This window comes from Paraburkholderia franconis (assembly GCF_009362735.1).
Classification (GTDB): domain Bacteria; phylum Pseudomonadota; class Gammaproteobacteria; order Burkholderiales; family Burkholderiaceae; genus Paraburkholderia; species Paraburkholderia franconis.
In genome coordinates this window covers 98,736-123,050 of record NZ_WHNP01000010.1, presented here as the reverse complement: position 1 = coordinate 123,050, position 24,315 = coordinate 98,736, and the positions used below count along the sequence as shown (strand labels likewise).

The 24,315-nt window shown below is 60.4% G+C and carries 43 protein-coding genes; 33 read left to right on the top strand and 10 right to left on the bottom strand.

Annotated features, from left to right (window positions below; all coding sequences use genetic code 11):
• Positions 1 to 15 precede the first annotated feature (15 nt).
• Positions 16 to 282: a hypothetical protein gene (locus GCT13_RS13495; RefSeq protein ID WP_152758709.1), complete on the top strand. Its 267-nt coding sequence runs from the start codon at positions 16 to 18 to the stop codon at positions 280 to 282.
• A 32-nt stretch (positions 283 to 314) separates the two neighbouring features.
• Here the strand turns inward: GCT13_RS13495 and GCT13_RS13490 are convergent, their stop codons facing one another.
• Positions 315 to 821, bottom strand: a complete 507-nt coding sequence (locus tag GCT13_RS13490; RefSeq protein WP_152758707.1) for a DUF1643 domain-containing protein — start codon at positions 819 to 821, stop codon at positions 315 to 317.
• A 35-nt stretch (positions 822 to 856) separates the two neighbouring features.
• Between GCT13_RS13490 and GCT13_RS13485 the strand changes: the two genes are divergently transcribed.
• Together GCT13_RS13485 and GCT13_RS13480 are read left to right on the top strand one after the other, a co-directional pair.
• Positions 857 to 1,096 carry a hypothetical protein gene (locus tag GCT13_RS13485; RefSeq protein WP_152758705.1) on the top strand — a complete coding sequence of 80 codons (240 nt, stop codon included), beginning with the start codon at positions 857 to 859 and terminating at the stop codon, positions 1,094 to 1,096.
• A 108-nt stretch (positions 1,097 to 1,204) separates the two neighbouring features.
• A complete protein-coding gene (locus GCT13_RS13480; RefSeq protein WP_152758703.1) occupies positions 1,205 to 1,405 on the top strand; it encodes a hypothetical protein in 201 nt (66 codons plus the stop codon).
• An 87-nt stretch (positions 1,406 to 1,492) separates the two neighbouring features.
• On the opposite strand, the gene GCT13_RS13475 is transcribed toward GCT13_RS13480, so the two are convergent.
• On the bottom strand, positions 1,493 to 3,118 hold the full coding sequence (locus GCT13_RS13475; protein ID WP_321574339.1) for a DNA cytosine methyltransferase: 1,626 nt from the start codon (positions 3,116 to 3,118) through the stop codon (positions 1,493 to 1,495).
• Positions 3,119 to 3,127: 9 nt separating this feature from the next.
• On the opposite strand from GCT13_RS13475, the gene GCT13_RS50835 reads away from it, so the two are divergent.
• On the top strand, positions 3,128 to 3,361 hold the full coding sequence (locus GCT13_RS50835; RefSeq protein WP_321574338.1) for a hypothetical protein: 234 nt from the start codon (positions 3,128 to 3,130) through the stop codon (positions 3,359 to 3,361).
• Here GCT13_RS50835 and GCT13_RS13470 read toward each other — a convergent pair.
• Positions 3,351 to 4,292: a hypothetical protein gene (locus tag GCT13_RS13470; RefSeq protein ID WP_152758897.1), complete on the bottom strand. Its 942-nt coding sequence runs from the start codon at positions 4,290 to 4,292 to the stop codon at positions 3,351 to 3,353. The two genes, GCT13_RS50835 and GCT13_RS13470, sit on opposite strands and share 11 nt — an antisense overlap.
• Positions 4,293 to 4,323: 31 nt before the next feature.
• Between GCT13_RS13470 and GCT13_RS13465 the strand changes: the two genes are divergently transcribed.
• Positions 4,324 to 4,551 carry a hypothetical protein gene (locus GCT13_RS13465; RefSeq protein ID WP_152758699.1) on the top strand — a complete coding sequence of 76 codons (228 nt, stop codon included), beginning with the start codon at positions 4,324 to 4,326 and terminating at the stop codon, positions 4,549 to 4,551.
• 8 nt (positions 4,552 to 4,559) lie between these two features.
• On the opposite strand, the gene GCT13_RS13460 is transcribed toward GCT13_RS13465, so the two are convergent.
• From GCT13_RS13460 to GCT13_RS13435, 7 genes are all read right to left on the bottom strand, one after another.
• On the bottom strand, positions 4,560 to 5,228 hold the full coding sequence (locus GCT13_RS13460; RefSeq protein ID WP_152758697.1) for a hypothetical protein: 669 nt from the start codon (positions 5,226 to 5,228) through the stop codon (positions 4,560 to 4,562).
• Positions 5,228 to 5,569, bottom strand: a complete 342-nt coding sequence (locus GCT13_RS13455) for a hypothetical protein (protein ID WP_152758695.1) — start codon at positions 5,567 to 5,569, stop codon at positions 5,228 to 5,230. The genes GCT13_RS13460 and GCT13_RS13455 overlap by 1 nt, the downstream gene beginning before the upstream one ends.
• Positions 5,570 to 5,643: 74 nt before the next feature.
• Entirely contained in the window at positions 5,644 to 6,477 is an 834-nt protein-coding gene (locus GCT13_RS13450) for a YfdQ family protein (RefSeq protein ID WP_152758693.1), read from the bottom strand.
• A gap of 45 nt (positions 6,478 to 6,522) precedes the next feature.
• Positions 6,523 to 6,855, bottom strand: a complete 333-nt coding sequence (locus GCT13_RS13445; protein WP_152758691.1) for a hypothetical protein — start codon at positions 6,853 to 6,855, stop codon at positions 6,523 to 6,525.
• 322 nt (positions 6,856 to 7,177) lie between these two features.
• The gene (locus GCT13_RS48315; protein ID WP_193727659.1) at positions 7,178 to 7,327 is read right to left on the bottom strand and encodes a hypothetical protein; all 150 of its coding nucleotides are present in this window, start codon (positions 7,325 to 7,327) and stop codon (positions 7,178 to 7,180) included.
• Between the two features lie 715 nt (positions 7,328 to 8,042).
• A complete protein-coding gene (locus GCT13_RS13440; protein WP_152758689.1) occupies positions 8,043 to 8,477 on the bottom strand; it encodes a hypothetical protein in 435 nt (144 codons plus the stop codon).
• Positions 8,478 to 8,533: 56 nt separating this feature from the next.
• A complete protein-coding gene (locus GCT13_RS13435; RefSeq protein WP_152758687.1) occupies positions 8,534 to 9,391 on the bottom strand; it encodes a S24 family peptidase in 858 nt (285 codons plus the stop codon).
• Between the two features lie 83 nt (positions 9,392 to 9,474).
• On the opposite strand from GCT13_RS13435, the gene GCT13_RS13430 reads away from it, so the two are divergent.
• From GCT13_RS13430 to GCT13_RS13300, 28 genes are all read left to right on the top strand, one after another.
• Entirely contained in the window at positions 9,475 to 9,714 is a 240-nt protein-coding gene (locus GCT13_RS13430; protein ID WP_152758685.1) for a transcriptional regulator, read from the top strand.
• Position 9,715: 1 nt separating this feature from the next.
• Complete coding sequence (locus GCT13_RS13425; RefSeq protein ID WP_152758683.1) at positions 9,716 to 10,027, top strand: hypothetical protein; 312 nt, start codon at positions 9,716 to 9,718, stop codon at positions 10,025 to 10,027.
• A gap of 459 nt (positions 10,028 to 10,486) precedes the next feature.
• On the top strand, positions 10,487 to 10,684 hold the full coding sequence (locus GCT13_RS13420; RefSeq protein ID WP_152758681.1) for a hypothetical protein: 198 nt from the start codon (positions 10,487 to 10,489) through the stop codon (positions 10,682 to 10,684).
• A gap of 1 nt (position 10,685) precedes the next feature.
• Positions 10,686 to 10,853, top strand: a complete 168-nt coding sequence (locus tag GCT13_RS48310) for a hypothetical protein (RefSeq protein WP_193727651.1) — start codon at positions 10,686 to 10,688, stop codon at positions 10,851 to 10,853.
• Positions 10,854 to 10,988: 135 nt separating this feature from the next.
• Positions 10,989 to 11,429 (top strand): phage regulatory CII family protein, encoded by a 441-nt coding sequence (locus GCT13_RS13415; RefSeq protein ID WP_321574335.1) that lies wholly within the window; start codon positions 10,989 to 10,991, stop codon positions 11,427 to 11,429.
• A 5-nt stretch (positions 11,430 to 11,434) separates the two neighbouring features.
• Positions 11,435 to 11,707: a hypothetical protein gene (locus tag GCT13_RS13410; protein WP_152758679.1), complete on the top strand. Its 273-nt coding sequence runs from the start codon at positions 11,435 to 11,437 to the stop codon at positions 11,705 to 11,707.
• 1 nt (position 11,708) lies between these two features.
• Positions 11,709 to 12,887, top strand: a complete 1,179-nt coding sequence (locus GCT13_RS13405) for a replication protein (protein ID WP_152758677.1) — start codon at positions 11,709 to 11,711, stop codon at positions 12,885 to 12,887.
• Entirely contained in the window at positions 12,884 to 13,111 is a 228-nt protein-coding gene (locus GCT13_RS13400) for a hypothetical protein (protein ID WP_152758675.1), read from the top strand. Before GCT13_RS13405 ends, GCT13_RS13400 begins: the two co-directional genes overlap by 4 nt.
• A 19-nt stretch (positions 13,112 to 13,130) precedes the next feature.
• Complete coding sequence (locus GCT13_RS13395) at positions 13,131 to 13,274, top strand: hypothetical protein (protein ID WP_321574334.1); 144 nt, start codon at positions 13,131 to 13,133, stop codon at positions 13,272 to 13,274.
• Positions 13,271 to 13,525: a hypothetical protein gene (locus GCT13_RS13390; RefSeq protein ID WP_152758671.1), complete on the top strand. Its 255-nt coding sequence runs from the start codon at positions 13,271 to 13,273 to the stop codon at positions 13,523 to 13,525. Before GCT13_RS13395 ends, GCT13_RS13390 begins: the two co-directional genes overlap by 4 nt.
• Positions 13,522 to 14,082 (top strand): DUF1064 domain-containing protein, encoded by a 561-nt coding sequence (locus GCT13_RS13385; protein ID WP_227746818.1) that lies wholly within the window; start codon positions 13,522 to 13,524, stop codon positions 14,080 to 14,082. The genes GCT13_RS13390 and GCT13_RS13385 overlap by 4 nt, the downstream gene beginning before the upstream one ends.
• A 3-nt stretch (positions 14,083 to 14,085) precedes the next feature.
• The gene (locus GCT13_RS13380) at positions 14,086 to 14,652 is read left to right on the top strand and encodes a hypothetical protein (RefSeq protein WP_152758669.1); all 567 of its coding nucleotides are present in this window, start codon (positions 14,086 to 14,088) and stop codon (positions 14,650 to 14,652) included.
• On the top strand, positions 14,649 to 14,969 hold the full coding sequence (locus GCT13_RS13375; protein WP_152758667.1) for a hypothetical protein: 321 nt from the start codon (positions 14,649 to 14,651) through the stop codon (positions 14,967 to 14,969). The genes GCT13_RS13380 and GCT13_RS13375 overlap by 4 nt, the downstream gene beginning before the upstream one ends.
• 75 nt (positions 14,970 to 15,044) lie before the next feature.
• A complete protein-coding gene (locus GCT13_RS13370; protein WP_321574333.1) occupies positions 15,045 to 15,497 on the top strand; it encodes a nuclease domain-containing protein in 453 nt (150 codons plus the stop codon).
• Positions 15,498 to 15,511: 14 nt separating this feature from the next.
• Complete coding sequence (locus GCT13_RS13365) at positions 15,512 to 15,805, top strand: hypothetical protein (protein WP_152758663.1); 294 nt, start codon at positions 15,512 to 15,514, stop codon at positions 15,803 to 15,805.
• Complete coding sequence (locus GCT13_RS13360; protein WP_152758661.1) at positions 15,802 to 16,050, top strand: hypothetical protein; 249 nt, start codon at positions 15,802 to 15,804, stop codon at positions 16,048 to 16,050. Before GCT13_RS13365 ends, GCT13_RS13360 begins: the two co-directional genes overlap by 4 nt.
• Positions 16,047 to 16,292 carry a phage portal protein gene (locus tag GCT13_RS13355; protein ID WP_152758659.1) on the top strand — a complete coding sequence of 82 codons (246 nt, stop codon included), beginning with the start codon at positions 16,047 to 16,049 and terminating at the stop codon, positions 16,290 to 16,292. Before GCT13_RS13360 ends, GCT13_RS13355 begins: the two co-directional genes overlap by 4 nt.
• A gap of 30 nt (positions 16,293 to 16,322) precedes the next feature.
• The gene (locus tag GCT13_RS13350; protein ID WP_152758657.1) at positions 16,323 to 16,898 is read left to right on the top strand and encodes an RNA polymerase sigma factor; all 576 of its coding nucleotides are present in this window, start codon (positions 16,323 to 16,325) and stop codon (positions 16,896 to 16,898) included.
• 312 nt (positions 16,899 to 17,210) lie between these two features.
• Complete coding sequence (locus GCT13_RS13345) at positions 17,211 to 17,903, top strand: Crp/Fnr family transcriptional regulator (RefSeq protein WP_152758655.1); 693 nt, start codon at positions 17,211 to 17,213, stop codon at positions 17,901 to 17,903.
• Between the two features lie 27 nt (positions 17,904 to 17,930).
• A complete protein-coding gene (locus GCT13_RS13340; RefSeq protein WP_152758653.1) occupies positions 17,931 to 18,161 on the top strand; it encodes a hypothetical protein in 231 nt (76 codons plus the stop codon).
• Positions 18,158 to 18,400: a hypothetical protein gene (locus GCT13_RS13335; RefSeq protein WP_152758651.1), complete on the top strand. Its 243-nt coding sequence runs from the start codon at positions 18,158 to 18,160 to the stop codon at positions 18,398 to 18,400. Before GCT13_RS13340 ends, GCT13_RS13335 begins: the two co-directional genes overlap by 4 nt.
• Before the next feature lie 50 nt (positions 18,401 to 18,450).
• A complete protein-coding gene (locus tag GCT13_RS13330; RefSeq protein WP_321574332.1) occupies positions 18,451 to 18,720 on the top strand; it encodes an HNH endonuclease in 270 nt (89 codons plus the stop codon).
• Between the two features lie 405 nt (positions 18,721 to 19,125).
• Entirely contained in the window at positions 19,126 to 19,575 is a 450-nt protein-coding gene (locus tag GCT13_RS51160; protein ID WP_407670789.1) for an HNH endonuclease, read from the top strand.
• Positions 19,576 to 19,654: 79 nt separating this feature from the next.
• Positions 19,655 to 20,152, top strand: coding sequence for a terminase small subunit (locus GCT13_RS13320; protein WP_152758647.1), 498 nt, complete (start codon positions 19,655 to 19,657; stop codon positions 20,150 to 20,152).
• A 3-nt stretch (positions 20,153 to 20,155) separates the two neighbouring features.
• Entirely contained in the window at positions 20,156 to 21,868 is a 1,713-nt protein-coding gene (locus tag GCT13_RS13315; protein ID WP_152758645.1) for a terminase large subunit, read from the top strand.
• Positions 21,865 to 22,059: a hypothetical protein gene (locus tag GCT13_RS13310; RefSeq protein ID WP_152758643.1), complete on the top strand. Its 195-nt coding sequence runs from the start codon at positions 21,865 to 21,867 to the stop codon at positions 22,057 to 22,059. Before GCT13_RS13315 ends, GCT13_RS13310 begins: the two co-directional genes overlap by 4 nt.
• Positions 22,060 to 22,167: 108 nt before the next feature.
• Positions 22,168 to 23,325 (top strand): phage portal protein, encoded by a 1,158-nt coding sequence (locus tag GCT13_RS13305; protein WP_321574331.1) that lies wholly within the window; start codon positions 22,168 to 22,170, stop codon positions 23,323 to 23,325.
• On the top strand, positions 23,322 to 24,290 hold the full coding sequence (locus GCT13_RS13300) for a S49 family peptidase (RefSeq protein ID WP_152758638.1): 969 nt from the start codon (positions 23,322 to 23,324) through the stop codon (positions 24,288 to 24,290). The genes GCT13_RS13305 and GCT13_RS13300 overlap by 4 nt, the downstream gene beginning before the upstream one ends.
• Positions 24,291 to 24,315: the final 25 nt, after the last annotated feature.

Here is a 24,315-nt window from a genome sequence, read left to right as displayed (position 1 = left end):
GCGTAGGAGAGCATCATGTCGTCGCCGTTGCACCGGGAGATTGATGCACCGCCGTATCGAGTTGTCGTCGACGCTCGACCAGAGTATCGACCTGGCTCGCCCAGTGAGATCGAGGGCTACGTGGCGCGAGCGACCATCACCAGGCTGGACGGATCGCCGGTTTATGAAAGCTACCTCACGTATCAAATCAACGAGGGTGATACCTTCGTCGATCTCCAATCTGTAATTCGAGATGGCGAACAGAGGGCGCGAGATGCTATCAACACCGGTTTTCCCGGCTAGAGCTGTACGCAGGTGATCGAAAGCAATCACTTTTAGGACCCCTTCTCTGTGGCTGCCGCGACTGGGTGCCATTCGATCAGCGGCTGATCGGAACGCACATAAAGCGGGTGACGGGGCGAACCGTCCTTTGTCATGCCGAGACACCAGAGGCGCGCGCCTGCGTCGGTCAAGATGCTGGCGACACGAGCGGCGCGCTCAGGCTTGGCATTCGATTCCCACGCGCACACGACGTCGCCGCATTCGCGCGCGAAGTTCCATAGATAGTCGTCGTTGTCCGGGCCGATCGGGTCAGGATGCGACCATAGCCCGGCCGGATCGGTTGAACGCAGCGCGTAGAGGTTCGCCACGGCGAGGCCGTTGCAGTCCCACAGCTTCGCGAAGCCACGGCAACGGCGAATCGTCGGGTCGTCGAGCGTCGCGTCCGCCGTGCTCGGATTGAGCATGACGAACAGCGCTGTTGATCGCATAGGCGCCATCGATTCGGCGGCGCGCGTCAGCAGGTAGCGATATGTGCCGCAAGGGCTGATGACTGCGGTCATGCTACGATTCCTTGAAAGTGACGGCGGAGCTTGCTATGACGAATTGCACCGTTATCGAGGAAGGCGAATACATCGTGCATTGCACGGCGTTTGAGTCCGCTCCAGGGGTATGGGAGCCTTCGGTTTTGTTTGAGCGCAAGAGTGATCGGGCCCATACATTCGTGCAGGCGATGAGGCACAAGCTTCCCCAAAAATTCAGCAGTCGGGATGACGCCATTCATACTGCTGTCGTCTATGCAGTCGAGCGTGCCCAAGCTGGCGACGTGGGACTTTAAGCTGCCAGATGTAGCGCTGTTGGCGGCTGCGGGCGACCCCGCGCTGCTGAAAAGGATAGGGCGTTCCTTCACGCTAGGATCCCTCGAAAACCCCCGAGCGAGACCTTCATGGCAAGCCACAATTTCACGTACAAGGAGGTCAACTACAGCGTTTACCTGACCGAACAGAAGGACGGGAGGTGGGACTGGGCGTACACGATGACCAAGCCGCCCATCTACTGGAGAAGCCATGATGCGCCTGCGATGAGTCAGGAGCAGGCGATCGAAGAGGCTCGTTTCGACGCGGAACGTCGAATTGACGCTTTGTAGGCAGTTCATCGCGTCTCTCCTTGTGCACGCACTGGTGCCGCGCTTCGTTGTATCGCTCATTGCCGTTGTCCTTGCGGTTAAATCAGATCAGGCGGCAACGCCGACCAGCTGCTTTTCGTGTGCGAAGTTCGCGGTGATCAGTGCGTCGGCGACGTCTGGACAGACGCTGTTGCCGATCATGCGAACCTGTGCTGATTTCGAGAGTGGCTTACCGTTGTGCAGCGGGTCGAGCACATACGAATCGGGGAAGCCTTGGGCTCGCGCCAGCTCGCGCGGGGTGAGCATCCGCATACCGATGTCGACGATCACATAGTCCTCGCCGTGGATCGTCACCAGGCCGAACCGGTCATGAGTCGGGATCGTGCCCAGCGGCTGCAGCAGGCTCTGGCCGTCCTTGTCGTTGCCGTAGTACTTGATCAGGAACGCGCGGACTTCTCCGACGTGGCCGCCACCGGCCGTGAGGGTCGGCATGGGATCGCCCATATCCTGGCCGAACTGGTTATTGCGAAGCTTGACCAGATGCGATGTGACGACTGTCGTGTCAGCTTTCGCGGTGATGGTGGCGATCGGCTCGCTAGCGTCACGTGGGCGTGACTGGCCCGCACGTCCGCCACAGCCGACGAGTTGCGCTGTCACAACGGAGTGGTGATCAGTGGTGGTGACAGTCCCTGTCGGGCCACCGACGCCAGTTCCAACAACGCCGCCGTAATGCTTGGCGAGGAACGCCGAAACTACCGCATGCTTGACGCCACCTGCGACGGCAGTACCGAGCGGCTTGTCGAGGCCGGGCACGCACGGCTCCTGCCCTTCGCGCTCGCCATAGCCGGTCTGGATCAGCGTTGCCGACACAAGTGCCTGTTCTCCGCGATTTGCGCCTGTGACTGTGGCGAGCGGCACGTCGACATGCGCGGCGCGATCGCCGCCGTGATGCGTGACGTGCATCAGCGTCGGCGCGACGACGGCGAAGCGGTTTGCGGTGGTCGCCGTGCCGAGCGGTTCATTCAAAGTTGCGCCACGGAATCGATCATCAGCGGTGTAATACGAAACGATGAAGGGCTCGGCGCTGTTCACGACGAACTTCATGATGCCCTTCGCGATACGCCGCAGTGTCGCATCCTTCAGCGGGCGGCCGCGCTCGAAGATCGACGGGCACGGGATCGACCAGTCGATGCATTCGGCTGCGGTGCGCCACGGCTGCAGCTTGCCTGACTTCACCGCCTCGCTCTTCGGATCGCCATGCGTCGGCACCGGCCAGACGATGGGCAGGCCGTCCCGACGCGCAAAGAAGTAAAGGCGCTTGCGGATCGTCGGAGCACCGAAATCGCATGCGCGAAGCACGCGCCATTCAGCCTTGTAGCCCAGTCCTGTGCGCAGGCGCTCCATCGGGAAATCGGCGCCGAGCGTCTCGAAGATCTCCTGCACGTCAGGATGATCAGCCGCGAGGCCCGTCGTCAGTGCGTCGATGAACGCGCGGAACGTGCGCCCCTTCTCTGCCTTGATCGGACGACCTTCATCGTCGAGCGGGCCCCAGTCCAGAAACTCTTCGACATTCTCGAGCGCGATGCAGCGCGGAGCCTGAAACGTGGCCCATTTCAGCGTGACCCATGCGAGACCGCGAATCTTCTGCTCGCGCGGCTTCCCGCCCTTCGCCTTGCTATGGTGCTTGCAGTCCGGGCTAAACCACGCCAGCCCAATCGGCTGTTGACCGGTCACGAACCCAGGGTGCACAGCGAAAACGTCTTCGGTGTAGTGAGCAGTCGTTGGGTGGTTGGCCGTGTGCATCGCAAGCGCTTCACCATCATGGTTAATCGCGATGTCGATCGCGCGCCCGAAGGCGCGTTCGATGCCAGTGCTTGCACCACCACCGCCAGCAAAGTTGTCGACGATGAGTTCGCTGCCAAGGTCCAGCGGGAGACTGTTCAGATCGCGTTTCATTTGTTTGCGCTTATTGGTTGAGTGCCGGTACCGCCGGTTCGTTGATTTGCTTCCTGACTGCGGCAGCTCGTGACTGCGAACATCCGAGGTACTTCCGGATCTCCGTGACCGTGCCGCGCAGTCGTCCCGCCGCGACCGCTGCCGCCACGCGGGTGACGTCGTCGACGGTCGTCGCGGGCGCGCTCTCTGGCTCGGTAACGGCGTTACTCGGTTCCGTGACTGGCGTTACTGCCGCGCCAGTATTGGGTTTGAGCGATTCGACAGGGCGCAGCGCGAGCAACCAGCAAAAGCACGCGACTGCTTCGAGTACTGCCGCGAAAGCGAGACCGGCGAGCAGATCGACGCGACCGGACGGGATGCCGAACGCGGTCAGCGTGCCGATCACGGGATCGGTGACGGCAGCGGCGCGCGCGGCGTCGGCGCGGTCCTGCGCGGCTTCCTGACGCTTCGCCTCGGCCGCTTCGGCATTGATCGCTTCCAGTCGCGCGGCGAGGGTTGCGCGCTCGATCCGCAGACTGGAGCAGGGCTCGGTGCAGTGGCGTTCGGTCGCGCGGGCCAGTCGCGATACGACGGTCGCGCGGTCAGCGGCGATTACTGCGAGACTGCGGCCGGTCGTGACCACTGCCGGTACTGCTGCCGCGCGGACCTCGCCAGCATGCTTCTGAGCCAGGAGGAAAAAGACCGCGTGACCGTAGCAGGTAGCCGCCATGCAGCCGATCCAGAGCAGGGCGCCGACAATACGGATACGCCAGCCATGCGAACGGATCAGGGCAGGGAGCAGGTGAGCGGCGACAACCAGCACGACGCCGACGGCTATCCAGAGCACCCGCTCTGCGACGAATCCGCCTCGCTGCCAGCCCGCCATTACGGACAGACACGCAGCAGTCACGGTCGCCGAGACTGCGAGTAGCACGGGTTTCCGAGCGCGCGAGCATCGCGCAGGTGATAGCATCTTGTTCACGCAATCGAACGAGGAACTAGTCATGGCAGGTTTCCCGAAGGTGACACATCGCGTCATCACAGCTGAAACCTTCAAAAAAGAAGGCGTTTACTGGCCTCGCCTTGCGGTGGTAACTCATGTCGATACCGGTGCGGACTTCACGGAATACGCATACGGCGAGAAGCCGTACGAAAGTGAAAACGAGGCGTGGCTTGCCGCGAAGTACATGGAGCACCGGTGGCAAGTTCCTGAACTCATTCGAAGCGCTTAGCGACAGCATCATTCACTTTCGAGCGTGACGAGTTTGAATTCGACGACCCAGACCCACGGGTTCTTTTCCCAACCGAAGCCGCGCGCTGCGTTGAGTCGGTCCCACAGATCGGCATACACCTCGCGCGAGTCGTGACTTGCGCCGCCGAAGTACTGGTCGCCACGGTTCACTACGTAACGGCCGGTCGCTGGCAGCTTGATCAAGCCTTCGGCGACTGCATCGGCGCGGCTGATGTCCTGCAGGCGCTCGACACGCACGCCGGTCACTTCGAGCGTGAGGCGGGACAGCGCGCGCGGCATGTGTATCGATGGCTTCCACGTGATGGCTTCGGCCGCTGGCACGTTCTCGAAGCCGGCCGGCACGCAGGCCGGGTAGTCGGCGCGATAGACGGTCGGTCCTGGGTCGAGCGTCGTCGGTTGCGCCCAGGTCTCGCGCACCCACAGACGGTCGCCAGGCTTGCCGTGGGGGCAGCGAATGTGTTCGCTGACGACGCGCTCTGCGCGGCACCACGCCCATTCGCCGGTTGGTTCGTCGGCGCCGCGCGCTTCTTCCGTTCCTCGGAACTGGAAGATGTGATGTGCGCCGGTCGGCTTCACGATGCGACGCGTTTGTGTCTTGCGGCCATCGAGCAGCGCACGCACCATCGGGCCGCTGAAGAGGATCAGACGTTCTTTCATCACTCCGCCCTCATGGCGATCCCGCCAACCAAAGGACCAATCGGAAGGCGCTTTTTCGCTTCTTGCGTACGAACGCGCGCAGCATCCAGAGCCTCGGCAATTTGCACCGGAGTTTTGCTTGCCAGCGTGCGACGTGCATTGTCGATAGCGAAGTTGATCGAATCGCCCATCCCAAGGCGCACGCCTGTCTCAACGTGAGACACGTGCCAATAGCAGGTTGCGTCAGTCGCACCAAGATGCGGGCGGTGCACCGCGTAGATCTCGCCCGGCGCTTCTGCGAACTCAACCGGCTCGCCGATCACTTCTTCGAGACAGATGTCGCCAACAATGAAAAAGCGCATGTCAGGTATCCAAAAAGAGTGGGCCGGTACTGCGCCCACAAAGCGCTGGCTCGGGGGAGCCGCCGCACTCGCAGTTACTCGGGGGAACCCAGCAGGATCGTCGTCGCCGTCTGCTCTTCGATTTGCGACCAGATCGAGCGGAACGCGGCTTCGAGCACCTTGTGCGGGCGCACCAGCTCGTACCAGATGGTCAGAGCGCCGTCTTTGACGCGGTACTTGATGCGGGCGTCGACCGGCGACGGCTGGCCGTTTTCGAACACAGGGATTTCGAGCGTGATCTGCGACGGCATCGCGATCTTGTTGCCGGTCGCGTTCACGTCTTCCTTCCAGACAAAGTTCGTGCTGCCGTCCTGCAGGCGAGCGGCCGACACGAAGTTGCCTTCCTTGCTGGCTTCGAAATTGAGCGCGACGCTCAGCATCGTCGAGCCGTCGGGCGTTACGATGTCCGGCAGGTTGTCTTCGATCAGTTCGGCGAATTCGAGCTGGTTGAGCGCCTTGCGATCCTTGCCCGTCCACACCTTCCATTCGCGCGAGGCCGGCACTGCGAACTCGACGCGATAGCCGCGCCAGTTCGAACCATCGTGATCAGCGCCGACGGCGCTGTATGCGCGGTGATCGTCGATCACGCCGAGGATCTTCGCCGGGTCGAGCGACGCATAGATCAGGCTCTCGGGACGCTTCTGGCGGTTGAAGTAGGCGACGAAGCTGTTCGCGTCGCGGAGCTTCACGAGGCCGCTGGCACGCGCCGGGTTGTTGAACACTTCGTCGACGATTTGGGCCTTGTAGCCTTCCGGCACGATCACGAACGGTTTGCCGTCCTGCAGCGGGCTTTTCTGTGTGCCGGCGAGCGAGGTGCCTGCGGCGAGAACTGCGGCGACGTCACGTTCGCCTTGGAAATCCTTGAGCATGTCTTGTCCGTTTTGGTTTTGGTGGTAGAGGGAATTGCTGCGCGCTTAGCCGAGCGCGACGCGGGGGCTGCTGTCCGCCAGCGAGATACCAGGCAGTTCGGTTTGACGCTCGCTATGACGCGAGAGGTTGTTTTCGACGGTCGGGAAGAACACCTCCGCGGTTTCCTTCTCGCGCGGCAGCGTCGCGACGACCTTGCCGGTCACCTCGAGCGCGTCCTGCACCTTGGCGAACGGCTTCACCTCGACGGTAATCGTGATCTTTCCGGCCTTGCCGGTGTCACGAACCATCGCGACCAGCGTGTTCAGTTCGTTCGTCGCCTCTTCGACGACTGCGCCCCCGCGCAACTCCATGAGGGTCTGCGTAAAAGCCTTCTTCATTGGTTGACTCCGTGTGTGAAGGACTGCGGTTATTCATCAAAGCGCCGGTAGGGCGCATCGGACTCGTGCTCACCTGCGTCGTCGCTCCTCGCCCTCGGAGCGCGACCCATGCCGCCAAACATGAAGCCAAGTGCAACGCCGATAAGCAAAGCGCATAGGATTGCTAAACAGAACATCAGCTTTGCATCCATCGATAAGCCTTTGCGTGATCAGGTGCAGCGCACTACGCTGCAGCGCTCAATTTCAGCCGCGTGTTGCTCAGAAGATGCGCACATGAGCAGATAGATTGCGACGACGGCGGCGGCGCCGGCCCAGATCTTGATCACTTCCACAGTGCACCTGCCGGGATCGCCACGCAGAGGAACCAGACGCAACCGATACCGATGAACGTCAGGAAAGCGAGAAGTGCAGTTACTGCGTGGGTTCGCTCACACGCGGCGAGCAGCTCGTTATCGAAAGCGACACGGTTCACGTCGTGCTCCGTAGCAGTTTGGATTGCGCAACAGCTTTCAGAGGGAGCGTCTCGGTGTGCCCACGTTCGGAGACCTGTACGGGCTATTTAGAGACGCCGCGCCGTCTTGAGACGCTCCCACTCAAAGCTGTTCGTTCTTGCAGGGCACTCGGTGAGTGCGTGAGACGAATATTACCCAGGGGTAAAATTGTGTGTCAATACCTATGGGTAAAACATTAAGGAATAAAAGGTCGCGCTGTTGCTGCCGCCACAGAATGGTGAATAGTTGGAAAATTTTTGGTATCCGAGCGCGACCGGTCTCACGAAATCGTCAGACCAAGCACCCGATTGCGCTACTTAAGCAAACATGTAAGCTTTGTTAGCCGGGCAGAGGGCCGCCTGGCGCGTGTATTTTGGCCGCGACTAGCTCGCGGCTCTTTTTCGCGTACAAATGAAAAAGCCCCGCACGGGGCGGGGCTTCACTGCGTCCGGCGTCCGGGTGCTAGGCGGTTTTCGCCAGGTCGCTGATATAAAGGTTTGCAATGGCGCCGTCTGTGTCAGCAATCTGATCGTCTTGTTCTAAAGAGCTCATCTTGATTGGATCGGGATTTGATTTGGACGCACGATCGTCGCTTTGCGAGACGCGGGTCTAAAGGACCGCCCGCGCTGCGGCCCCGCTGGAGGCGGGGCAGGTGTTAACTACTTGCGCAGCAACCGCACGCAGCTGGTACCGCCGTCAGGTGAGTCCGAGCTTCATCGCGACAGCCACGATTGCGGCGACGATTACGATGCCAACGACAAAGCGCAGGTCTGCGTTGCTGGCCACGGGAACATTAACAACGTCGTGGTTGCTAGGCTGGATTTCAGGCGGCCTGTCCGCCGTGCCGATCTCAGTGTGGCAATGCTTGCAGATCTTGGCGGCCCGGAGGATCGGCTCTGCGCATGCGGGACAGGCGATTCGATCTCCCGGCGCCTCTGACGTGGAGCTGCGCCGCCCGCTCAGTGTGATCAGAAGGACCGCGCACAACGCAGCAAAGCCAGAAACCATCTGGATGGAGTTGCGTTGGGAGATCAGGCCGAAATTTGTGACTCTCGTGCCATCAAACGGCGATGCGACCGTTACGTCCATGCTGAACGACACAAGCAGGCCGATCGCGGCGCCCAGAAGCAAAAGCCACCCCAACGTCCTCATTGAAGATTCCCCGGTTTTTGTTGTGATGAGCTGGTTTAGATCGCGCCGCTGACAGCAACGACGAGCGCGATGATTTGCAGGTTCGGAAAATCGTTCGGGTCGATGTCCATATCCGGGTACATAGCCTTGTCCGGATTGTCCGATCGGATGGTTAAGCCGCCATTGGGCTTCTTAAAGACGCGCTTTACATAGACCTCGCCCTGAAACGAGAGTACGTAGACTTTCCCAGAGATGAGATCCGTCGCGCGGTAGTCGACCACGAGGGAGTCGCCGTCTCTGACGCGCGGCTCCATGCTAGACCCCTCAGCAACGATAGTTGCGGCCTGCTCCGGCTTTATTCCAAGGCGTGTACACCATGCCTTGCGGAAAGCCTGCTTCTGTCCTTTTTCATCCACATGCCAAGCGACGCGGCCATTGCCCGCAGATGCTTTTACTTCAAGTCGCGGTATCAAGACGTACTCTTCGCCAAGTTCTGAGGCGTCATCCCAAGCCAATATTGGCCTGGCACTCACCGATGAGCGGCCGTCTCGCAAGCTCGCCCCATTTGACGCCTTCCTCTTGTCAGTATTATGCAATGGTTTCGTAATTGATTCGCCGATTTGGCCTCTTTTTCTGGGTGTGCTTCCCGATTTGACATTTGGGCCTAAATCCCATAGGTCGCGGATCGGCGTCTCGGATTCGAACGAACCCGGTGACCAACCGAATGCGTTGTCGATCATGTCGACCATATCCTCGCCGATCCGCTTTCGTCCTTCTCGACCTTCAGGCCAAAGCATCCGGCTGACGTAGGAATCGGACTTTCCGATTCGTTTGGCCAGTGCTGACGTTGCGCCGTTGCATAGTGCATCGCGGATCTCGATGAGCCGCAGACGCCTTCTCTCATATTTATCCATAAGCCGATTTAAGCCGGTTAATACTCACAGGTAAATTCCCTACGGGTATTGACTGTTATTTTACCCACGGGTAAAGTTTGGTCATGGACAAGCTACTCGCATACCTCAACTCACTGAGTACGGAAGCGCAGCGCGACTTTGCGGCTCGGTGCGGGACGACGATCGGCTATCTGCGCAAGGCGATCAGCGCCGGCCAGCAGTTGGGCGAGTCGCTTTGCATCAACATCGATCGCGAGAGCGGCGGCGTCGTGCGCTGCGAAGATCTCGCGGCAAGCGTCGATTGGGCGTATCTGCGCAACTCGATGACACGGGAGGCTGCTTGATATGGTCAACCTGAAATTCAAGGCAATCGTGTTCCACAACGGACACATGGTCATCGAAAACGCCGCCATCGAAAACGACCTTAAAGAATTCTGGGTTGAGCTTGGTCCGAGCGTCGGATGGGGGCGTTTCGAGCGTAACGACGAGTGGATCAAGTCAGGTGAAGCGCCGTTCGTATTGCGTGAAGTGCGTCCGACGCATGAGAAAGCGCCAAGTCCAATAGCTTCATCGTTAGGTGTTTTGTGGCGTCGGCGGGCAGCGATCGAAGCGCAGCAACAAATCGAGGCCTATCAGCAGAGTCTACGGACTCCATGATCTTCGATTCGATAAGAGACTTAATGGTGTCTTCATGAAGCTTGATCGTCACGGTCCCAAGGGTTGCAGAAAGGCCGCCGTCATCGGCAAGGAAGTCGAGCCCTTTGACGGTGGCCGTTGCGCGAAGCGGGATCGGCGTTGGGGTCATTGCCCGGGCCCAGGTAACGCTCACCAAACCGTGCTCTTCGAGGTAGCGCAGGACGGGAACGCGGTCCGACGCTGCGCTCGCCCAGCCCTGGATGTCGACGTCCTTGGCACTCTCGTACGCGTCCGCAACCTCCCGGCAGCACTTCGAGTTGAAGGGCACGGCCCATTAAGGCCGGTGAAAAGGCTTGTTCTTCCAAAAGAGTTCTCCGTTCGTAGAAGGTTGGCGTAGGGGCCAACGATTTTGAGGCGAGCGAGAACTTCCATCGTTTTCTGAATCAAGGAGTTTGAATGCACCTTCCGCACCATCAAGAAATGCTCCGCAACGCTGGCAAATACGGCGGCGTCGACGCTGTCACCGAGCTGATCCGCAAAGAGAATCCGGATGCGCTCCATGTCGAAGAGGGCGACAGCGAAACGCTGTCGTCGCGCGTGTTTCTCAATCAGCCGATGCGCAACGAACCGGCGAAGGGTTTCATCCGCTTCTACGATCCGGTCAAGGCGGCGGCCTGACATGGCGCTCACTGCATCCGAGCTGAAGCAGATCCGGGAGACGCTGTGCGCGATCGTTGTTCGCGGGCTGCGTCATCCCGATGAACTGAAAACGGCGCGCGAAGAGTTGACGCAGTCGTTTGAGGCACTAAAAGCGGTTGCAGCGCAGCCAGCAGCAGCAAAGACGTAACTGGCGCGGCAAATTCCGGGTGGCCGCGCAAGGTAGCCGTCAAGTTCTTACCCAATTGCATCCTCCCGTTTTCATGATTATTGGACGGACTTTAGTAGTCCTCTGTGCGTGAAAACACGTTTGTTTGGAGAAGACGTGAACATTCTCGATACCGCGCACGCTGTTGTGCATGACTACCCAGGCGGATGCGAGTCGCTTGCCCCGAGGATCGGCATGTCGGCGCAGGTTCTTCGCAACAAGGCCAACCCCAACACCGATACGCATCATCTGACGCTTAAGAACGCCATCGACGTGACGGCAATGACGGACGATGACCGAATCCTTGAGGCGTGGGCACGCGAGCGCGGTTATGCGCTCGTCAAGGTGCCTGATGTCGGCAACTGCAATGACGCCGCGATCGTCGAGCTGATGGGCGAGGCATGGGCGACTCATGGCGACGTTGGCCAGGAGATCTGCAAGACGCTCGAGGATGGTCGTGTCGAGCTGACGGAGGTCGACCGGGTCGAGCAGCGCATCTTCAAGCACGCGCAGGTCCTGTTCAACATTTCCGCGCGGCTGCGCGGTATGGCGGAGTGAACCACATGAGAGCCACACGCACCCAGCTTGCCGGTTACGACTCGATGACTGGCGCCAAGCGCTGCACCCAGAAGGAGATGATCCTGAACCTGTTTCATAGCCCGTTCATGACGTTGACGCGGCAGGAGATCGCGGATCGCACGAATCTTCGTCTGTCGAGCGTTTGCGGTCGCGTATTCGAGCTGCTGAGGGACGGCGAGTTGAAGGTGCGCGGCTCGCAGAAGTGCGCAGCGACCGGGGCCGATAACGAAACCCTTGGACTGCCAGCGACGATCTGACATGGCGCTCGCCGACGTTATCCATTTGCCCGAGCACCCACGCACCGTGCAGGTCGAGGACGGCTTCACGCGCATTGCGCACGGCATTCTGGAGGCGCTCGCGCTGGCGAATCTTGGGAAGCGCCACTACAAGATCATGCTGGTGCTGTGCCGCCAGACGTACGGCTACAACAAGAAGTCGGACGAGATTAGCCTGTCGCAGTTCCACGACAAGACAGGCGTGCTGCCGCCGAACGTTTCGACGGCGATCGACGAGCTGGTCGAAATGCGCGTTCTGCTGCGCACGCCGGGCAAGTACGCGGCGTGCCTGGCTGTGAATAAGGCATACGCACAGTGGACCGGCAAAGCGAAAGTGGATGTAACGCAGCTGTGGGGTTATCAAAACGATAACAGCAGTGTTATCGAAACGATAAACGAGGGTTCTCAAATCGATAACGATGGTGTTATCGAAACGATAACCACAAAAGACAACCCCAAAAGAAATAACCAAAAGACAACTCCAAAAGAAAACCTTTCGCGCTCGCTCCGCGATCGCTTCGAGATTTTTTGGGCGGCATACCCGAAGAAGCGATCCAAGGACAAAGCCGAAAAGGCGTTCGCCAAACGCAACCCGGACGAGCAGCTCTTCAACGACCTGATGGCAGGTCTGGAGCGGGCCAAGACTTCGGAGCAGTGGCAAAACCCCCAGTTCATCCCGCACGCAGCCACGTGGCTGAACGGCGGCGGATGGATGGACGAATTTCAGACCGCATACAGCGATGCCGAACTTGCCGTGATCCGCGCCTTCAACGGGGCGTTCGGGGAGCGAGTCGGCACCATCGACGAAGCGGTCTTTGTCGAGGCGCGCGCCGGCGCGATACGCGCGTTTCTCGGGAAGCTGGCAGCCGACCCTGAAGCGTGGAAGCGGTATTTCCCGGCCGTGCGCGACAAGGTCGATCTGCCACCGCACGCAGGCTTCGACTACCTGATCTCGCCGAAGGGGTACGGCGACGTGAAGGGTCGCATGACGATCAAGCGCAACCCTGACGGCACGCGCGCGACGGGCGATTGGGACAAGTCGGCTAGCGGCATCAAGGCAAAGGCGAAGGAAATGGGCATTTCGTTCTCAGACGAAGAGCCGGTGCCCGCCATCGCGGCGCGCGTTCGTGCCGCACTCGAAAAGATGGAGAACAGGGAATGAGCGCGACGGGAAAGGCCTTCTGGCTCGTATGGTCCCCAAGTGGGGTGACACCGCCGAAGTATCGCGATGAATCGCGCGAGAGCGCCATCGCGGAGGCCGAGCGACTCGCGCGCGAACGAGTCGGAGCGGAGTTTTACGTGCTGGCGGCGACGGATCTGCGCGCGGTCGACCGGATGGTGCGTACGCAACTGCTTTCGATCGATGACCGAGACATCCCGTTCTGAGTGCTGGGATCGATTCAGAGTGTCTGTGCGAGCGGCGCGCAGCGGCAGCAACCGGGAAGCGAAGGAACTGATCGAGGCAGTACGCCAGAAGCACGGCGATGTGGCAGCAGAGATTCAACGGCGCGAACTGCGCAACTACGTGGACAGCGAGAAACCAGCATGAAGGTTAAGGGCATCGAAATTCCAGAGGCAGTGCAGAACGCGGTGGTCGACCTGATGAAGCGGCGCCACACATTCACCGCATTCGCGCTGGCAACTGAGATTGCGAGCCACATGGCTTGCGGCCCGCTCGACGAGGTCGCGTACCGCGGCGCGGATCGAATCGTCCAGCGCGAGCGCAAGGCGGGGAACATCCGCCCGTCGGACTCGACTCGCAGTCGTTCGCCTTACTGGAAATGGGTGGGCCAGCAATGACGAAGCGCACCAACTGGCCGATGGTGGTCCCGGACGGAACGACGATGGTCGGCACCGCGCGCGTACGCGACGACTCGCGTCCGCCGCCAATGACCACTGCGCAGCGCCGCATCTACGAGAAGACCGGCGTGCCGCCGCAGACGAGCGCGCTCGACGACGTCGACGCCGACGATGCGTTCGCCGCACCGTCGCTCGGCATGGCAAAGCCAGCGAAGCCGACGAAGTATCGAAACAAGCGGTGCTATCACGACAGCATCAAATTCGACAGCGAGAAAGAGCGCTCGCGCTGGTTTCACCTGATCCAGTTGCAGGCGGCCGGGAAGATCCGCGATCTGCGATTGCAAGTGCCGTTCATCCTGACCGAGCGCAAGCGGCGAGACGACGGCACTTGGGAGCGCGCATCGAAGTACGTCGCCGACTTCGTCTATTTCGACGTCGAGACTGGCAAGCAGGTAGTCGAGGACGTCAAGTCGATCGCCACGCGGAAGAACCGGACGTACATCCAAAAGCGTAAGCAAATGCTCGACAAGTACGACATCACGATCAAGGAGATTTGATCAATGAACTGGGTTAGATGGACCGCCGCTGAGAAGGATCTCGTTCGCCAGATTTACGCATCCGAGCTGACTGTCGATGAGCAAATGCATCTGCTCCCGGGCCGCACAGTCAAAGACGTCTGCGCGCAGGCGCGGAGTCTGGGCCTATTGAAGGCCAAGCCGCTGCCGCTGCGCGACCGGATCATCGCCGAACTGAAGCGTGGTCAACCGAAGTCGTGTGGCGAGCTCGCGGCGGCGCAGAAGGGCAAGAAGAAGTTCATCCGTCAGTTGATGAACAGGCTTTGCGCCGAAGGCTTGGCGCACATTCACGCGTGGACCGACCGTTACATCGAGCCGATCTATGTATGCGGGCCCGGTCAGGATGCGCCAAAGCCGGCGCCGCGTACACAGCTGGAGTATATGAGGCGCCGCCTCGCGCGTCAGCAGGTCGGATCTGATCCATTCGACGACTCGAACGATGAGGAACTCGACTGGCGTCACAGCTCGGTTGCCGAATGGTGGCCGCGCGCTGATGCAGTCGTCACAGCCGCATTCAAGTTAATGGTGATGGTCGGGAGGGCCGCAGCGTGAGCGAGCGTGCCGAGTTCGAACAGTGGTATGTCGAGAACGCATTCGATCTCGAGCGCAGCCCGATCGGCAGCCGCGAATGCGGGCTGCAATGGAGGGCGTGGCAGGCCGGCCGCCGAGCGCTCATCGTCGCCAGCGGCGCGGCGGTTGAGATTCGAGTGCTACGTACCGGTCTGTTGAAGGACGATCTGCCCGCGCTTACCGACATTGACCAGCTTGTTTCGCCTTCCGCAGTGCGGGCAGATGAAGTAGATGCCGAAGCTATCGATACCGATAGTGTCGTCATCGAACGGGACTTCAAGGTGGCATCGAATGCATAACCAATTCATGGGGGCCTCCGTGCCGGTTGGCCAAAACAAGCATAGCGGTCGAGCATGCAATTGCAAGGCGCGTTCGTGAAGCGTTCGTCACCTTTGATGCGCCGCACACCACTCGCGCGCACCGGATTCAAGCGCAAAGAGCCGAAGCCATTCGCGCTGGCTGATCGCAAGACGCTCGAGCGCCACTCCGCGATGAAGCTACGCATCAAGAAGCCGACGGTCGCGGAAGGATCGAAGTACCTCGCGGCGTGCCGCGGCGAGCCATGTTATTTGCGCGTGCCGGGCGTGTGCTGCGGCCGCATCGATACCGTCGTGCCGTGCCATTCGAACCAGTCGAAGCACGGCAAGGGCATGGGCATCAAGGCCGCACACGAATTCACGGTGCCGGGGTGCTTCGCGTGTCACGCGTGGCTCGATCAGGGTGATGCGCCGCGCGAGGCGAAGGTGCTTGTGTTCGATAGGGCGCTCGGCGCGTGGGCGCCGGCGCGCGCGGCAAAGATGGGAATTGAAATGAAGGAGGCCGCTTGAGGCTAGCAGTAAGGATGACGTTGCCATCGTCAAAGCACGGCTTGCGATGGGTACAGCACTACGAGACGTTCGAATGCCTTGTGGTGCGCGTGCGCGGACCGGTGCATACGCTGCGCGCTGGCAAATCGTGCGCATCGTGGGTCACTGCCGATGTTTATCTGCCCGACCAGTACAAAGAAAAAGCGTGGCTCGACTTCAACCCGGACGGCACCTATCCGGTCGAGGTGCCTATCAACTGGAACCGAAGATCGCTCGCCGCGTTTCTCGCGAGCGGTGATCTTGAGTGGGATGTGAGGGAAATCGCATGAGCGAGATCAAAATCCACGAAACCAACACAAACACGACCACGCACCGCGCTGTGCTGGATGGCGAGGCGATGAAAGAAATTCTCGGCGCGCACGTAGCGCAGCTCGCGGGCGTCGATGTGAATGCGTCGCACGTGCATATCAGCGTTCACTTGTCGTCGCGGATGGGCAGCTATAACACCATCGAAGAGGGCATCGTAACGGTCACGGTTGACCATCGCGCGGCGCTGCGCGCGGATGAATCATGAGCGCACTCGCATTCATCAACCTCGAGGATGTGCCGCTTCAGCTGCGCGAGACATCGGTCCAGCGCCTCGACGATAACGCCAGCATCACGTTGATCTATTTCGATGGCTGTCCGCTGGTCGGGCAGTGCGAGGCGGGCGTAGCGCAAATTGAGTATCCATTTCCCCGCGCGCCTGATTTGCGCAACGCGCTGGTCGAATGGTTACTCCATTGGAGCATCAATTTCTATGTCATTGCGGGCTGACGGTCCAAGCGAATAACAAAAAAGGTGAATATGGAACCCATCAAGCACGAAGGCATCTTCAAGTGCGCCCAGGAGGCCATCGTCTTCGCGTGCAACTACTCGAGCCAGCAGTACGCCATGTCGGCAATGGGGAAGATCCTGCAGCGCGGCGCGCATGGTAGCGGGCGCGGACTGATCGGCCTGGACGGCGCGGGCCAAGCCGGCATGGTGTTCGCCGAACTGCAGCGCATCGATTACTGGCAACTCACCACGCTCGTGACCGGCAAGCTCGCGCGCAGCGAGCGATGCGATTGCCGCCGGGCGTGCTGTCGTGGCTGGAGACTGAACCCGGTGTTTGAGGAGGCGGTGAACCAGCTTGCCGATTACGTTGCGCTCACACTCAACCCTTTGCCGCCGGTCAAGGAGTTTCGTGTTGCTGTGATCATGAAGTACTTTGGCGAGAAGGTGAGTCCGCTTGAGACGGCGAAGCATCTTGGCATCCCGAAGAACGCAGCTGAGCGACACATCACGGCGATCCGCAAATGCGTCCGTGAATTGGAGAAGAACGGACTCACGGCATTTGCTGAGCGGCTCGATGAGATCGGCATGCTCATGAGAAATAGTTGACGTGCGGGAAACACCCGCATAAACTGCGTTTTCATATACCGTACCGATCGTGCGCACAAAGCCCGCTAAGCGAAAAGCCTAGCGGGCTTTTTGCATTGGAGCCGCATGTGCGACGCTTAAGAAACGTGCCGGCGATCATCTAGTGCTGAAGCGATTCCTTTGCTCTTCGGGAATCGTCTGCTGGCGGTTTCATCGCGTGTGGCGCGCTAAGAATTCACGCTGCAGCAATAGTGTGTTTCAAAAACGCTAAGGACGCTTGCAAAAAAGCGATGTCTAATCTAGCCGACGTGCGTTCAACCGCATGGAAGCTAAATGAAAGAAGAAGCGCTTAGACGGTTACTGAGAGACCAATTGCTGCTTGCGACAGCCTCTGAGGAAGAGCTGAGGAGCGTCGCGCAATCTGTGCGTGTCAGTCACGTGAAGGCGGGGGACCACGTTGCATTCGCCGGCGACCCGGGCTCCGGTCTGCATATGCTGCTTGAGGGAGAGTTGCGTTCATTCGTGGCGTCGCCTGATGGACGCGAAATTCCAATTCGCACATACAGCAGCGGCCAATCCGTCGGTGCGAAGGCGATAATCCAGCAGATTCCACTGCCATTTAATGTCGCTGCGATAGTCCATAGTACTGTCGCGACCTTGAGCCGCACGCATGTCCGCGCTCTTCTCCGATCTTCTACGTTCGTGCATGCTCTGAGTGAGTTGATGGCGGCAGAGTTATTGCAACTGGCTCGGAGTTTTGGTGGAACAACCTCGACGAGTGCCAAGGTTCGAGTTGCCGCGTCTATCGCCTCCCGCTTAAGTGGAGAGAGAACTGACGGATGGCCAGTCGTCGAACTTCCGGGCCAGGCGACAATGGCAGCATTAGCCCACGTGAGTCGCGAGACCGTTTCACGCGTGCTCAAGTTGCTCGAGACCGAAGAGGTAATCATCCGTATGGGACGGCGCTTGCGCATTCGCGACGTCGCCCGATTGCGAAGGATTGCTGCTGGATACGAGGATGACTGACTATGGAGAGTCGGTTCACGAGCCCGCGTGACCGCCTTCGTGTTTAGCAAGTCAAGATTCGCGTGCATCAGTGCACATGTAGCCCGCAAGGTGAAAGCCTCGCGGGCTTTTTTGTTTGGAGCCGCGATGTTCAACGCCGAGACACTCGATGCAATCAGCATCCTGTTCCGCTACTGCGCGCGGTCGGCGTGGCTGTTGTCGATGTCATTCAACGATGTCGCAGACTTCTTTTCCGTTCAACCTGAGAGCACCACATGATGCGAGCAAAGATGATTGTCGAGTCGGTCACGCGCCACCATGGCGGCGAGACGCTTAAGTTCCGTGCTGTGCCGAAGTCGAGCGCGCCGTACGGTGAAGACGGTCTCGATGAGGACAACACGTACGCGAAGTTCTCGCCGCAGGCTGATCTGTCGATCTTCGTGGCTAACCCGGCGTTGTTCGGCAAGTTCAATCCGGGCGATAAGTTCTACGTCGACTTCACGCCTGCGGCGCAGTGACCAGACTCCGGACCCTCAAGCCTCGGCTTGCCACATCGACTCTCAGTCGCGTGAAGACGCTTGAGGCAAAAGCAGGTGCGACCGAGCGCGTACGCGGCAGCACATGGATGAGGACACGCGAGCGTGTGGCGCTGGCTCACGGTTATCGGTGCGCTCGCTGCGGTCGGGTCTGGGTGTCGAGCCGCGATCAGATCGATCACATCGTGCCGCTTGAGCAGGGCGGCTCGAACGACGAGAGCAATCTCCAGCCGCTCTGCACAGATCCGTGCCACAAGCTGAAGACGGCAGAAGAGCAGAAGGCGAGATTCGAAGGCTATTAAGAATTGCACGAAACCTACCAGCGGCTGTCATGTTGCGGCTGCTGGGAGGCGTGCGTCCACACAAAGTGCAGGCACTGCGGAGCGGAATTTACGCCGGCGCGTCACAGAAAGCTATTTTGCTCGGCAGCTTGCAGGAACGCCGATAGGGCAAGGCCGCTTTGCACCTGCAAGCAGTGCGGCAAGCAATACAAGCCAAAGGCGACGAGCAGGACGACATTCTGTTCGCGCGAGTGCTCATTCCTGCAAAAGGCGAAAAACGCCGAAGAGGCGAGCCTGCGGGTGCGTTGGTCTAGCGTGCATTTTGGGACGTGCGCGGTGTGCAATGCTGCTTTTACGTCGCGGCTACCTCGGGCTCAATGCAGCGATGCATGCTCGGCGGAATATCGCAGGATCGGCGCCAAGGTGATGGCGCTAAATGCGCATAGATCCACTGCCAAGGTTGTCGCATGCCGCGGATGCAGCTTGCAGTTCTGTCCTCTGTATGGCTCGTCGAATGTTTCGCTATGTAGGCCGTGCAGGCGCGCACGGGATCGCGCCTATAAGCGCGTAAGCAGGATGGCGCGGAAGGCGACGGAGCGCGCGGCGCACGTCGAGAAAGTTGATCCATTCGAGGTTTTCGAGCGGGATGGCTGGGCGTGCCGGCTGTGTGGCATCCCCACGCCGCGCTCCAAGCGCGGGACGTATGACCATGACGCTCCCGAGTTGGACCACGTGGTTCCATTGGCAAGGGGTGGAGACCACACCTACGCGAATACCCAATGTGCGTGCAGGCGTTGCAACAGCCTGAAGAGCGACATCCTTGGCTGGTCGCCCGTCGATGCGATCGCGGGAGCTGAGGTGGGGGTAGGGCTATGAAAAAGCTCGGGAGGCTTTCGGCTCCGAAACCGACCGGTACCTCACGCACAGATTATTTCCCCCATGGGAGATCGTGTTAATGGCTTTAACAGGCAAGAAGAGGCTATTCGCCGAGGCCGTTTTAGCCCGGAAGTCCAATAAGGACGCGGCTATCGCGGCTGGCTACAGTCCGGCGACCGCGTCGCAGGCTGGGTCGCGACTTGTTAAAGACAAGGACGTCGTCACCTACCTCGCGCAGCATCGTAAGAAGCCTGCGGCGAAGGAAAAAGCCGCGACGAAAGAAAGGGCGGCGCCGCCGACCGAGAAAGAGGCGGTGACTCAAGCTGCCGTCGCTGCCGGATTCGCATTGGAAGCGATTCTGACCTTCAAGGACCCGAAAGACTTCCTTCTGGCTGCGATGAACGACCAGATGACGGAGCCGAAGCTACGGGTCACGGCTGCACAGACGCTTATGCCGTTCTTTCATCCTAAGCTCGGCGAGGGTGGCAAGAAGGACGCGAAAACCGAAGCGGCGAAGAAGGCGGCTAGTAAGTTCGGCGTGCCGAAGCCGCCGCTGAAGCTGGTCAACGGGAAATAACACATGGAATGGTCGACAGCGTGTCCTGATTGGGCCGAACGGCTCAAGTCAGGACGCTCGATCATCCCGCCTCCGATCTTTCCTGAGCAGGCTGAGCAGGCGCTCGCCGTGTTCAAGCAGCTCAAAATCGTTGATGCGCCGGGCAGCCCGACGTTCGGCGAGTCGTCGGCGCAATGGGTCTTCGATCTGGTCGCGTCGATCTTCGGTGCATATGATGCGGAGAGCGGCCGGCGGCTGATCACCGAGTGGTTCGTGTGCATCCCGAAGAAAAACAGCAAATCGACACTTGCTGCCGGGATCATGATGACCGCGATGATCCTGAACTGGCGCATGTCGGCCGAGTACTCGATCCTCGCACCGACGATCGAGGTCGCGAATAACAGCTTCGCACCGAGCCGGGACATGGTGAAGCACGAGGAAGAGCTCGACGATCTGTTCCAGGTGCAAACGCACATCAAGACGATCACGCATCGCACGATGGGCGCGACTCTAAAGGTCGTTGCGGCTGATGCGAACACGGTCAGCGGCAAGAAGAGCGTCGGCACGCTGATCGACGAACTGTGGCTGTTCGGCAAACAGCCGAACGCAGAAGACATGTTGCGCGAGGCGACCGGCGGTCTCGCCTCGCGTCCCGAGGGCTTCGTCATCTACCTGACGACCCAGTCGAACGACCCGCCGGCGGGCGTGTTCCTGCAGAAGCTCCGCTACGCGCGCGACGTGCGCGACGGCAAGATCCACGATCCCTGCTTCGTGCCGGTGATCTTCGAGCACCCGCCCGAGATGGTTGCGCGGAAAGAGCATCTGAAGGTCGAGAACCTCGCGATGGTCAATCCGAACTTCGGCTTTTCGGTCGATCAGGCATACCTCGAGCGCGAGTTCAAAAAGGCGAAGGAGACGGGCGAAGAGTCGTTCCGTGGCTTTCTCGCCAAGCACGCGAACGTCGAGATCGGCCTCGCGCTGCGCAACGATCGATGGGCAGGCGCAGATTTCTGGGAAGCCGCAGCACTGGCCCCGCAAATTTCGCTCGATGAACTGATCGCTAGGTGCGAAGTGATAGACGTTGGGATCGACGGCGGCGGCCTAGACGATCTACTTGGTTTCGCGGTCGTCGGACGCGAGCGCGACACGCGTAATTGGCTCACGTGGACGCATGCATGGGCACATCCCTCGGTATTAGAGCGTCGCAAGGAGATCGCGGCGCGGCTGCTCGATTTTGAGCGCGACGGCGACCTGACGATTGTGCAGCAGATCGGCGACGACGTGCGCGATGTCGCCGACATCGTCTCGACGATTCATCAGGCGGGTTTGCTCGACAAAGTCGGCGCGGACCCCGCTGGAATTGGCGGCGTGCTCGACGCGCTGGCCGACGCCGGCGTACCTGAAGAGAAGGTAATCGGCATTTCGCAGGGTTGGAAGCTCTCGGGCGCCATCAAGACTGCCGAGCGGCGGCTCGCGTCGGCGAGTGGTCGAAAGGGGGGCGGGCAGGGGGCCGCGCCCGATGGCGTGCTCATGCATGGCGGTCAGGGGCTGATGGCATGGTGCGTCGGGAACGCCCGCGTGGTGCCGGTCGGGAACGCCGTCAACATCACGAAACAAGCCAGTGGGACCGGGAAAATCGATCCGCTGATGGCTTTGTTCAACGCGGTGACGCTGATTGCGCTCAACCCAGCGGCGCTATACGGCGGCTCTGTGTATGACCAGGGGGTGGGAATTTGAATGTCATCGGTGTTGCAGCCTGGGTCGCCGGCCTGCTCGGCTTCGTGCTACTGGTCGCCGGGGTGGCGCTGGTCAGCGTGCCCGCCGGACTGATCGTCGCGGGTGTCCTACTGCTGTTCTGGGCATTCCTCGCTGATCGCGCGGCGGCTCGTATTGCGCTCGGCGCACCTTCCGAGACGGGAGGGAAGTGAGCCATGTTCTTTAGCAAGCAACTGCTATCCAACCTTGCCATGACGCAGATGGGATCGTCTGGCTGGGTGTCATCGCTGCTGGGGAGCGCCCGATCTGAGGCGGGTCAGGTGGTTACTGCCCACTCGGCGCTGTCGCTAACCGTTCTGCAAAACTGCGTCTCGCTGCTCGCGGAGAGCATCGCGCAGCTGCCGATCGAGATCTACGAACGAAAGGGCGATGACCGGGTTCTGGCCATCGATCACCCGCTTTACGCGATCCTGAAATACCAGCCCAACCCTTGGCAGACGCCATTCGAGTATCAGGAGCAGTCGCAGATCGCGGTCGGGCTGCGCGGCAATAGCTACAGCTTCATCGATCGCGATTCGTCGGGCGTCGTTCAGGGTCTTTACCCGCTTGACCACGAGGCAGTGACGGTCATGAAGGGTAGCGACCTGATGCCCGTATACCGCGTGTACGGCTCGGACCCGATGCCACAGCGGCTGATGCATCACGTGCGCTGGATGTCGATCAACGGCTACACAGGGCTCTCGCCGATCATGCTGCACGCCAATGCGATAGGCCATGCGCAGGCAATCCAGCAGTACGCGGGTAAGTCGTTCATGAATGGCACGGCGCTGTCTGGTGTGATCGAGCGGCCGGCGACTGCGCCTCCGCTGAAGGATCAGGGCAGCGTCGACAAGATCACTGACGGCTGGAACGCGAAGTTTGGCGGCGCGGGGAACGCCAAGAAGGTGGCGCTGCTGCAGGAGGGGATGACGTTCAGGCCGCTGTCGATGACGAACGTCGATGCGGCGCTGATCGAAGCGCTGCGGCTTTCGACCATCGACATCGCGCGGATCTACAAGATTCCGGCCCACATGGTGAACGAGCTGGAGCGTGCGACATTCAGCAACATCGAGCACCAGGAGATCCAGTTCGTCATCTACACGCTTTTGCCGTGGATCAAGCGGCATGAGCAGGCGAAGACGCGCGATCTGCTGCTGCCGTCGGAGCGCAACCAGTATTTCATCGAATACAACGTGGCCGGCCTGCTGCGCGGCGATCAGGCCTCGCGATACGCCGCCTACGCAGTCGGCAGGCAGTGGGGCTGGCTGTCGATCAACGACATTCGTCGGCTAGAAAACATGCCGCCCGTCAAGGGTGGTGACGTGTATTTGAGCCCGCTTAACATGGTGGACGCATCGAAGCCGATTCCGCTGCCGGTCAGCAAGCCTGCTGAGCCCACCAAGGCGGAAATAGACGACATTCAAAGGATCCTGACTTGAGACCACATCTCCGACTTGCGAGCCTGATCTTCAACCAGCCGCAGCTTGTGACGGACCACATGATGGACCTCGCAATGCAGTGGGCGAATCAGTCGCTGCACCTGAACATCGTCAATCTGAGCGTGAACGGCGCACAGCCGCAGATCATGGATGATGACGGCCACGGTGGCGCGCAGATGGCGACGGCGGTGGATCGTCGGCGCGCCGTGGTCGCGGATACCGGCCTCGACATCATTCCGGTTTCGGGCATCCTCGTGTCGCGCTCGGCGCACATGAACCCGTGCGAGCCGATGACGAGCTACGAGGGCCTGCGTTCCTCCGTGAATCAGGCCGTCGCAGACCCTGCGGTCGAGCACATCATCCTCGACATCGACAGCAACGGCGGCAGCGCAACAGGCGCATTCGAGCTCGCGAACGACATCCGCGCGGCCGCGCAGGTGAAGCCCGTCACGGCGATCGTCAACTTCTCGGCGTTCTCGGGCGGTTACCTCATCGCGGCGGCAGCATCGAACGTCATCGTCAGCCAGACTTCGGGGGTAGGCTCTATCGGCGTGATCGCGAAACACCTCGACGTCTCGAAGCGCGACGAGCAGCAGGGGGTGAAGGTCACGTCCGTGTTCGCGGGCGACCACAAGAACGATCTCACGCCACACGAGCCGCTCAGCGACCAGTCGTTACAGTTCCTGCAGGGCATGGTCCAGAACAGCTACCAGCAGTTCGTCGACGCGATCGCGAACTTCCGTGGCTTGACCACGCAGGCAGTGAAAGACACCCAAGCGGGAATCTACTTCGGCAAGCAGGGCGTCGATGCCGGGCTGGCCGACAGTGTCGAGACGCCGCAGGCGGCGGTCAACCGGATCGCGGCTGAAGTTCGCGCGTCCCGCGCAGATCGCCAGGCGAAAGCGACGCCGCGTCGCAGCGTGGCTGCCCAGGCTGCGGCGATGAACATGCGCGCCCGCTACTGAAGCATCGAGTGTTTCGATCTATCTA

Coding starts and splice junctions, on each gene's coding strand:
- GCT13_RS13420 (WP_152758681.1), top strand. CDS start 10,487: ATGCTCCGCAACGCTGGCAAATACGGCGGCGTCGACGCTGTCACCGAG.
- GCT13_RS13315 (WP_152758645.1), top strand. CDS start 20,156: ATGGAATGGTCGACAGCGTGTCCTGATTGGGCCGAACGGCTCAAGTCA.
- GCT13_RS13490 (WP_152758707.1), bottom strand. CDS start 821: ATGACCGCAGTCATCAGCCCTTGCGGCACATATCGCTACCTGCTGACG.
- GCT13_RS13400 (WP_152758675.1), top strand. CDS start 12,884: ATGAGCGCGACGGGAAAGGCCTTCTGGCTCGTATGGTCCCCAAGTGGG.
- GCT13_RS13425 (WP_152758683.1), top strand. CDS start 9,716: ATGGTCAACCTGAAATTCAAGGCAATCGTGTTCCACAACGGACACATG.
- GCT13_RS13385 (WP_227746818.1), top strand. CDS start 13,522: ATGACGAAGCGCACCAACTGGCCGATGGTGGTCCCGGACGGAACGACG.
- GCT13_RS13445 (WP_152758691.1), bottom strand. CDS start 6,855: ATGAAGAAGGCTTTTACGCAGACCCTCATGGAGTTGCGCGGGGGCGCA.
- GCT13_RS13350 (WP_152758657.1), top strand. CDS start 16,323: ATGGAACCCATCAAGCACGAAGGCATCTTCAAGTGCGCCCAGGAGGCC.
- GCT13_RS13320 (WP_152758647.1), top strand. CDS start 19,655: ATGGCTTTAACAGGCAAGAAGAGGCTATTCGCCGAGGCCGTTTTAGCC.
- GCT13_RS13430 (WP_152758685.1), top strand. CDS start 9,475: ATGGACAAGCTACTCGCATACCTCAACTCACTGAGTACGGAAGCGCAG.
- GCT13_RS13485 (WP_152758705.1), top strand. CDS start 857: ATGACGAATTGCACCGTTATCGAGGAAGGCGAATACATCGTGCATTGC.
- GCT13_RS13365 (WP_152758663.1), top strand. CDS start 15,512: ATGACGTTGCCATCGTCAAAGCACGGCTTGCGATGGGTACAGCACTAC.
- GCT13_RS13450 (WP_152758693.1), bottom strand. CDS start 6,477: ATGCTCAAGGATTTCCAAGGCGAACGTGACGTCGCCGCAGTTCTCGCC.
- GCT13_RS51160 (WP_407670789.1), top strand. CDS start 19,126: ATGGCGCTAAATGCGCATAGATCCACTGCCAAGGTTGTCGCATGCCGC.
- GCT13_RS13460 (WP_152758697.1), bottom strand. CDS start 5,228: ATGAAAGAACGTCTGATCCTCTTCAGCGGCCCGATGGTGCGTGCGCTG.
- GCT13_RS48310 (WP_193727651.1), top strand. CDS start 10,686: ATGGCGCTCACTGCATCCGAGCTGAAGCAGATCCGGGAGACGCTGTGC.
- GCT13_RS13480 (WP_152758703.1), top strand. CDS start 1,205: ATGGCAAGCCACAATTTCACGTACAAGGAGGTCAACTACAGCGTTTAC.
- GCT13_RS13390 (WP_152758671.1), top strand. CDS start 13,271: ATGAAGGTTAAGGGCATCGAAATTCCAGAGGCAGTGCAGAACGCGGTG.
- GCT13_RS13335 (WP_152758651.1), top strand. CDS start 18,158: ATGATGCGAGCAAAGATGATTGTCGAGTCGGTCACGCGCCACCATGGC.
- GCT13_RS13465 (WP_152758699.1), top strand. CDS start 4,324: ATGGCAGGTTTCCCGAAGGTGACACATCGCGTCATCACAGCTGAAACC.
- GCT13_RS13380 (WP_152758669.1), top strand. CDS start 14,086: ATGAACTGGGTTAGATGGACCGCCGCTGAGAAGGATCTCGTTCGCCAG.
- GCT13_RS13355 (WP_152758659.1), top strand. CDS start 16,047: ATGAGCGCACTCGCATTCATCAACCTCGAGGATGTGCCGCTTCAGCTG.
- GCT13_RS13435 (WP_152758687.1), bottom strand. CDS start 9,391: ATGGATAAATATGAGAGAAGGCGTCTGCGGCTCATCGAGATCCGCGAT.
- GCT13_RS13345 (WP_152758655.1), top strand. CDS start 17,211: ATGAAAGAAGAAGCGCTTAGACGGTTACTGAGAGACCAATTGCTGCTT.
- GCT13_RS13470 (WP_152758897.1), bottom strand. CDS start 4,292: ATGCTATCACCTGCGCGATGCTCGCGCGCTCGGAAACCCGTGCTACTC.
- GCT13_RS13360 (WP_152758661.1), top strand. CDS start 15,802: ATGAGCGAGATCAAAATCCACGAAACCAACACAAACACGACCACGCAC.
- GCT13_RS13495 (WP_152758709.1), top strand. CDS start 16: ATGTCGTCGCCGTTGCACCGGGAGATTGATGCACCGCCGTATCGAGTT.
- GCT13_RS13405 (WP_152758677.1), top strand. CDS start 11,709: ATGGCGCTCGCCGACGTTATCCATTTGCCCGAGCACCCACGCACCGTG.
- GCT13_RS13455 (WP_152758695.1), bottom strand. CDS start 5,569: ATGCGCTTTTTCATTGTTGGCGACATCTGTCTCGAAGAAGTGATCGGC.
- GCT13_RS13410 (WP_152758679.1), top strand. CDS start 11,435: ATGAGAGCCACACGCACCCAGCTTGCCGGTTACGACTCGATGACTGGC.